The organism is Sphingomonas sp. (assembly GCF_019242355.1).
In the GTDB taxonomy this organism is placed as follows: Bacteria; Pseudomonadota; Alphaproteobacteria; order Sphingomonadales; family Sphingomonadaceae; genus Sphingomicrobium.
The window spans coordinates 1-6442 of sequence record NZ_JAFAVR010000101.1 but is presented as its reverse complement, the minus strand read 5'-3'; the positions used below and the strand labels follow the sequence as shown (position 1 = coordinate 6442).

The window sequence follows — 6442 nt, the reverse complement described above, 5'->3', positions numbered from 1 at the left end:
CTATCTGGCGATGCACGGCGCCTGCTCGGGCTGCCCCTCGTCGACCGTGACTCTGAAGCGCGGCATCGAGAGCCTTATCCGGCATTACGTGCCGGAAGTGGAATCGGTCGAAGCCGTCTAACGGCCCGAAGGGGTTGCGGCCTTGCGCCGCATGTGCCCACTATCCGCCATGCTCCTCGCGTTCGACACATCGACCGCAGCTTGCACCGCCGCTCTGTTCGACGGCGCCGGCGACTGCATCGACAGGCGGGACGAATTGATCGGCCGCGGCCATGCCGAGCGACTGGTGCCGATGATCGCCGAGTTGCTCGGCGGGCGGACTCCCGACCGCATCCTGGTCGGGACCGGCCCCGGCAGCTTCACCGGCATCAGGGTGGCGATTGCCGCCGCCCAGGGACTTGCGATCGGCTGGGGCGCCGAGCTGGCGGGCATGTCGTCGCTGGCGCTGCTCGCGGCGGGAGCCGACGTCCGGGAGGAAGTCGCGGTTGCGCTCGCCGGCGGGCACGGCGAGCTGTTCGTGCAGCAGTTCGCCGGCAGAACGCGCCTTCCAGCCGCCGACGTCGCCAATCTTTCGCCGGCCGATGCGGCCGCCGCCGTGAACGCCCGGCTTGTCCTGGGATCGGGCGCTGGACTGCTCGTCGAGGCGCGCGGGTCGGGCGAGGCGCGCGAGGCATGGCCGGCCGCGGCCGACGCGCTTAAGGTTCCAGAGGCGCTGCGCAGCCTGCCTGCGAGGCCGCTCTACGGCCGGGCGCCGGACGCGCGCGTCCCCAGGGCCGCCTGATGGCGACGCCGGCGATCCGCGAGGCGATCGCGCTTGAGCGGGGGACCGCAGACGACCTCGATTCCGTCATGATCGTCATGGAGCAGGCGTTCGGCAGCCATTTCGGCGAGGCCTGGACACGCTCGCAATGCGCCGGCATCCTTCCGATGACCGGCGTCCTCCTGCGGCTGGCGCGCACGCGCGACTCCGGGCTTGCCGTCGGCTTCTCGCTGTCGCGAAGCATCGTCGACGATGCCGAGCTTCTGCTGATCGCCGTTGCGCCCGCCCAGCAACGCCGCGGAGTCGGCCGGCTGCTCCTCGAAGATTTCATCGAACAGGCCCGGACAAGCGGAATTTCGACGGCACATCTTGAGGTCAGGGATGGTAACGGAGCGATGTCCATGTATCGGGACGCCGGTTTCGCGCCCGTTGGCAGACGACGCAAATACTACCACGCCCCCGACGGCAGTGCATTCGATGCGCTGACCTTCATGAGAAAAATTTAATAGTGCGTTTCCAATAGTTCCAACTAGCGCAGTTGCGAGGCCTCTTGCGTTGTCTTATACTTTCGGCGAGCGCGGTATACTATCGCGGTCAACTTGCTCGGAACGGACATAACAATGGCTGAACAGAATGGCGTTGAAGACTCGTTGCTGACTCTCACCGCCGACATCGTCGCTGCCCACGTCAGCAACAACAGCGTCGCCGTGAACGACCTTCCCAACCTCATCCAGAATGTGCACGCGGCGCTCAGCGGGATCTCCGGAAGCGCCGTCGCGCCCGAGACGAAGCCGGAGCCCAAGGTTTCCGTGCGCTCGTCGGTGAAGCCCGATTACATCGTGTGCCTTGAGGACGGGAAGCGCCTGAAGATGCTTAAGCGCCACCTGATGACGCACTACAACATGACCCCCGACGACTATCGCCAGAAGTGGGGGCTGTCGTCCGATTATCCGATGGTCGCGCCGAACTACGCCGAACAGCGGCGGACGCTGGCCAAGTCGATTGGCCTCGGGACCAAGCGCAAGCGGACTCGCACGGCCAAGTAAAACCGCGGTGGCGGCGTCCGGCAACTTGCCCAGCGCCGCCACGATGCCTAGTTTCAGCGCATGAGCCGCACGATCGACATCGAATCCTTGTGCGCTGACAAGGGCCTGCGGATCACCGAGCAGCGCAAGGTCATCGCCCGCGTGCTCGGCGACAGCGAGGACCATCCCGACGTCGAAACGCTGCATGCCCGGGCCGCGGCAATCGATCCCAACATCTCGATCGCCACCGTCTACCGGACGGTGAGGCTCTTCGAGGAAGCAGGCATTCTCGAGCGGCACGAATTCGGCGACGGCCGTTCGCGCTATGAAGCGGTATCGGACAACCACCACGACCACCTGATCGACGTCGAGACCGGCAAGGTCATCGAGTTCGTCGATGACGAACTGGAGACGCTCCAGAAGCGCATCGCAGAGAAATTGGGCTATCGGCTCGTCGATCACCGAATGGAGCTGTACGGCGTCGCCTCCGACCGCGACCGATAGCGACGGTCAGACGCGGATGACCCCGCGCGCGGCCCTGCGGATCGCCGGGCTGGTCGGGCTGCTTGTCCTGCTCGCGCCCATCCATATCGTGACAAAGGCCATGTTCGGCCGATCGGGCTGGCCGCCGCGCTTCCTGGCGTTCGCGGCGCGCATCGCAGGAGCGCGGGTCCGGATGGTTGGCGAGCGGCCGCGGCCGGGCACGCTTCTCGTTGCCAATCACTCAAGCTGGCTCGACATCCTGATCCTCGGCGGCGCGACCGGTTGCGCCTTCGTGTCGAAGGACCAGCTCGGCCACCCGCTGGTCCACTGGCTGGCCGACCAGAACCACACGATTTATGTCAACCGCTCCGCTCGTCGCCAGGTCGGCGAGCAGACTGCGGCGTTGACATCTGCGATCGAGCGCGGTGCAGTCGTCGCCTTCTTTCCTGAAGGCACCACCGGACCGGGCGACCGGCTGCTCCCCTTCCGCCCGCCCCTTTTCGCCGCCGCGACCGACCGCTTCCCGGTGCGCCCCGTGGCGATCGACTACGGCGCCGCCAGGACCGAAATCAGCTGGTTCGAAGAGGCCGGCAAGGACAATATCCTGCGGGTCCTTGGCCGCGCCGGTACCTTTCGGGTCACCATCCGCCTGCTTGCGCCGCTGCCCGCCGGGGACCGCAAGCGGCTCGCGGCGCAGGCGAGCGATACAATTGCCCACGAGCTCGGCTTCAAGTCGCCCGCACCCTCGCCTATAGATGAAGAGCAATGACTCCCCGCACCTTCCAGATCAAAAGCTTCGGCTGCCAGATGAACGTCTATGACGGCGAGCGCATGGCGGAGCTGCTGAGCGCCCAGGGGATGAGCCCGGCGTCGAATCGCGAGGCCGCCGACCTCGTCGTCCTCAACACCTGCCACATCCGCGAGAAGGCGGCCGAGAAGGCCTATTCGGACGTCGGCCGCCTGCGCCGCGAGGACGGCTCCAAGCCGCTGATCGCGCTCGCGGGCTGCGTCGCCCAGGCGGAGGGCACGGAGGCGCAGCGCCGCTCGCCAATGATCGACATCGTGGTTGGCCCGCAGGCGTACCACCGATTGCCCGAGATGATCGCGCAGGCGGGGCGCGGAGCGCGGCCGGTCGATACCGACATGCCAGCTACCGCCAAGTTCGAGGCCCTCCCTGCCCGCCGCAGGGCGAGCCCGAGCGCCTTCCTCACCATCCAGGAGGGCTGCGACAAATTCTGCACGTATTGCGTCGTGCCCTACACACGGGGCGCCGAGATTTCGCGGCAGCGGAGCGCGGTTCTCGAAGAGGCCCGGGAGCTGGCCGATGCCGGCGCTCGCGAGATCACGCTGCTCGGCCAGAACGTGAACGCATGGAGCGATGGGGAACGGGGGTTTGCCGACCTCATCCGCGCGATCGCCCGGCTCGATGGCGTCGAGCGCATTCGCTACACCACCAGCCACCCGATGGACATGGACGAACCGCTCATCGCCGCCCACGCCGAGGTGCCGGAATTGATGCCCTACCTGCACCTCCCCGTGCAGTCGGGCAGCAACCGCATCCTCAAGGCGATGAACCGCAGCCACGACGCTGAAGCATATCTCGCCATACTCGCGAAGATGCGCTCTGCCCGCCCCGACATCGCCATTTCCGGCGACTTCATCGTCGGTTTCCCGGGGGAGACCGAAGAGGATTTCCAGGCGACGCTGAACATCGTCGACGAAGTCGGCTACGCGGCCGCCTATTCGTTCAAGTACAGTCCCCGCCCAGGCACGCCGGCGGCAGTCATGGAGGATCAGATCGCTCGCGAGATCATGGACGATCGCCTGCAACGCCTGCAGGAGAGGATCAACGGGCATCAAATGGCGTTCAACCGCTCCACGGTGGGCCTCAGCACGCAGATCCTGATCGAGCGCAAGGGCCGCCGCGAGGGCCAGATGATCGGCCGCTCGCCGTGGCTACAGTCGGTCCATGTCGAAACGGCGGCTCAACCGGGCGACATCATCGACGTCACATTGCTGTCCGCCGGCCCCAACAGCATGGCCGGCGCCGAGCGTCAGAAAGAAGCCGCCTGATGGCCCGCCGCGACCTCGCCGCCGTTGCCGCCAATGAGCATGGCCGCGCCCGCCTCGAGCTGGAGTTCGAGCAGCCGTATCTGCTCGGGCCGCTGTTCGGCGATTATGACCGGCACCTGATCACCATCGAGCAGCGCCTTGGCGTCCACATCGCCGCGCGCGGCAACCGCGTGCAGATCGAGGGCGAGGCGGATAGTGCCGCGCGCGCCCGGGAAGTGCTGATCGGCCTCTACAATCGGCTCGACCAGGGCCACGATGTCGACGCGGAAGCGGTCGAAGCGGTGCTCGGCGTCGCAGCGCAGCCCAACCTTGACGGCATCATCTCCGACGAGGTCGCGAGCCCGCCACGAGTGATGATCCGCACGCGCAAGAAGACCATCGTCCCGCGTACACCGGTGCAGACCGCCTATATGGAAGCGCTCGCCCGCGACGAGATGATCTTCGCGCTCGGCCCCGCCGGTACCGGCAAGACGTATCTCGCCGTGGCGCAGGCAGTGTCACAGCTAATCAGCGGCAGCGTCGACCGGCTGATCCTTTCCCGCCCGGCGGTCGAGGCCGGCGAGCGGCTGGGCTTCCTGCCCGGCGACATGAAGGAGAAGGTCGATCCCTATCTCCGCCCGCTCTACGACGCGCTTTATGACATGCTTCCGACCGAGCAGGTCGAACGCCGCATCGCGTCGGGCGAAATCGAGATCGCGCCGATCGCCTTCATGCGCGGCCGCACGCTCAACGACGCCTTCATCATCCTCGACGAAGCGCAGAACACCACGCCGCAGCAGATGAAGATGTTCCTGACCCGCTTCGGCATGCGCAGCCGGATGGTGATCTGTGGCGATCCCTACCAGGTCGACCTGCCCGACCCGTCCAAGTCCGGCCTTGCCGACGCGGTCGGACGGCTGACCGGGATCAAGAGTATCGCAACGGTCCGCTTCAGCGCCGCCGACGTCGTCCGCCACCCGCTCGTCGGGCGGATCGTCGACGCATACGAAGGTCCAAACGCGTGATGATCGAGATCGCCATCGACGCGGACGAGGAATGGGACAGTAGCAGCGGCTGGGAGGCGCTGGTCCGAAGCGCCGCCGAGGCCGCCGTCGCCGAAAGCGCCTTCCCGCAGCTCGGGTCCGGCCAGCGCCCGGTCGAACTGTCCGTCCGGCTCACTGGCGACGAGGAGGTCAAGGCGCTGAACGGCCAGTGGCGAGGCAAAGACAAGCCGACCAACGTGCTGTCCTTCCCAATGCTCGGTGAGAACGATTTGCGGGGCGCAAACCTTGCTGGTCCGGAAATGTTGCTCGGCGACATCGTGCTCGCGCGGGGCGTCTGCGTCGCCGAAGCCGCGGACAAGGGCATCTCCATCGAGGACCATGCCAAGCACCTGATCGTCCATGGCACGCTTCACTTGCTGGGCTATGACCATCACGACGACGGTGATGCCGATGACATGGAGGCTCGCGAAGCCCGGGCGCTCCGGCGACTCGGCGTCGCCAACCCCTATGAGGTCGCGGCCTGATGGCGACTCGCGAGGACGAAGCCGGCGGTTCGCGCCTGTGGCGCGGCATGCGGCACCTGCTGTTCGGCGATGACGCCGAGCCGACCCTGCGTGGCCAGATCGAGGAAGCGATCGAGGAGGCCGAGGATTCGAGGCCGGTGGCGGGCGACCTGACGCCGCCGGAGCGCCAGATGCTCCGCAACCTGCTGCATTTCGGCGATCAGACGGCCGGCGACATTTGCGTCACCCGCGGCGACATCATGGCTGTTCCCGCGACAGCCACGTTCGACGAGCTGATCGCGGCCTTCGTCGACGCCGGGCATAGCCGCCTCCCTGTTTATGGCGACAGTCTCGACGAAATGATCGGCATGATCCACGTCAAGGACGTCTTCATGGCGAGCGTCGACCAGGCTCGCGATCGCTCCATGGCGGCGCTGATGCGCGAGCCGCTGTTCGTTCCCGAATCGATGGGCGTGATCGAGCTTCTCGCCCGCATGCGAACCCAGCGAACGCATCTTGCCATTGTCGTCGATGAGTTCGGCGGCACCGAGGGGCTCGTGACGATCGAGGACGTGGTCGAGGAAATCGTGGGCGAGATCGAGGATGAGCATGACG

10 protein-coding genes are annotated in these 6442 nt (G+C 66.5%); all 10 read left to right on the top strand.

Going from position 1 to position 6442, the window contains the following annotated elements; genetic code table 11:
* Nucleotides 1–121 (top strand): NifU family protein (locus tag JOZ79_RS04775; RefSeq protein ID WP_294071342.1); only part of this gene is annotated, 121 nt, incomplete at its 5' end.
* A gap of 48 nt (nucleotides 122–169) precedes the next feature.
* Nucleotides 170–781: a tRNA (adenosine(37)-N6)-threonylcarbamoyltransferase complex dimerization subunit type 1 TsaB gene (tsaB, locus tag JOZ79_RS04770; RefSeq protein WP_294071336.1), complete on the top strand. Its 612-nt coding sequence runs from the start codon at nucleotides 170–172 to the stop codon at nucleotides 779–781.
* Entirely contained in the window at nucleotides 781–1266 is a 486-nt protein-coding gene (locus JOZ79_RS04765) for a GNAT family N-acetyltransferase (RefSeq protein WP_294071333.1), read from the top strand. The genes tsaB and JOZ79_RS04765 overlap by 1 nt, the downstream gene beginning before the upstream one ends.
* Nucleotides 1267–1380: 114 nt before the next feature.
* The gene (locus JOZ79_RS04760) at nucleotides 1381–1806 is read left to right on the top strand and encodes a MucR family transcriptional regulator (protein WP_294071330.1); all 426 of its coding nucleotides are present in this window, start codon (nucleotides 1381–1383) and stop codon (nucleotides 1804–1806) included.
* 60 nt (nucleotides 1807–1866) lie between these two features.
* Nucleotides 1867–2289, top strand: coding sequence for a Fur family transcriptional regulator (locus JOZ79_RS04755; protein ID WP_294071327.1), 423 nt, complete (start codon nucleotides 1867–1869; stop codon nucleotides 2287–2289).
* A 16-nt stretch (nucleotides 2290–2305) separates the two neighbouring features.
* Nucleotides 2306–3037, top strand: a complete 732-nt coding sequence (locus JOZ79_RS04750) for a lysophospholipid acyltransferase family protein (protein WP_294071324.1) — start codon at nucleotides 2306–2308, stop codon at nucleotides 3035–3037.
* Nucleotides 3034–4341 carry a tRNA (N6-isopentenyl adenosine(37)-C2)-methylthiotransferase MiaB gene (miaB, locus tag JOZ79_RS04745; RefSeq protein WP_294071321.1) on the top strand — a complete coding sequence of 436 codons (1308 nt, stop codon included), beginning with the start codon at nucleotides 3034–3036 and terminating at the stop codon, nucleotides 4339–4341. The genes JOZ79_RS04750 and miaB overlap by 4 nt, the downstream gene beginning before the upstream one ends.
* Nucleotides 4341–5345 (top strand): PhoH family protein, encoded by a 1005-nt coding sequence (locus JOZ79_RS04740; protein WP_294071318.1) that lies wholly within the window; start codon nucleotides 4341–4343, stop codon nucleotides 5343–5345. The genes miaB and JOZ79_RS04740 overlap by 1 nt, the downstream gene beginning before the upstream one ends.
* Entirely contained in the window at nucleotides 5345–5848 is a 504-nt protein-coding gene (gene ybeY, locus JOZ79_RS04735) for an rRNA maturation RNase YbeY (RefSeq protein ID WP_294071339.1), read from the top strand. Before JOZ79_RS04740 ends, ybeY begins: the two co-directional genes overlap by 1 nt.
* Nucleotides 5848–6442 (top strand): CBS domain-containing protein (locus tag JOZ79_RS04730; RefSeq protein WP_294071315.1); only part of this gene is annotated, 595 nt, incomplete at its 3' end. The genes ybeY and JOZ79_RS04730, both read left to right, overlap by 1 nt.

Excerpts from the sequence above, each read along its gene's own strand:
- tsaB (WP_294071336.1), top strand. The coding sequence starts at position 170 with ATGCTCCTCGCGTTCGACACATCGACCGCAGCTTGCACCGCCGCTCTG.
- JOZ79_RS04765 (WP_294071333.1), top strand. The coding sequence starts at position 781 with ATGGCGACGCCGGCGATCCGCGAGGCGATCGCGCTTGAGCGGGGGACC.
- JOZ79_RS04760 (WP_294071330.1), top strand. The coding sequence starts at position 1,381 with ATGGCTGAACAGAATGGCGTTGAAGACTCGTTGCTGACTCTCACCGCC.
- JOZ79_RS04755 (WP_294071327.1), top strand. The coding sequence starts at position 1,867 with ATGAGCCGCACGATCGACATCGAATCCTTGTGCGCTGACAAGGGCCTG.
- JOZ79_RS04750 (WP_294071324.1), top strand. The coding sequence starts at position 2,306 with ATGACCCCGCGCGCGGCCCTGCGGATCGCCGGGCTGGTCGGGCTGCTT.
- miaB (WP_294071321.1), top strand. The coding sequence starts at position 3,034 with ATGACTCCCCGCACCTTCCAGATCAAAAGCTTCGGCTGCCAGATGAAC.
- JOZ79_RS04740 (WP_294071318.1), top strand. The coding sequence starts at position 4,341 with ATGGCCCGCCGCGACCTCGCCGCCGTTGCCGCCAATGAGCATGGCCGC.
- ybeY (WP_294071339.1), top strand. The coding sequence starts at position 5,345 with ATGATCGAGATCGCCATCGACGCGGACGAGGAATGGGACAGTAGCAGC.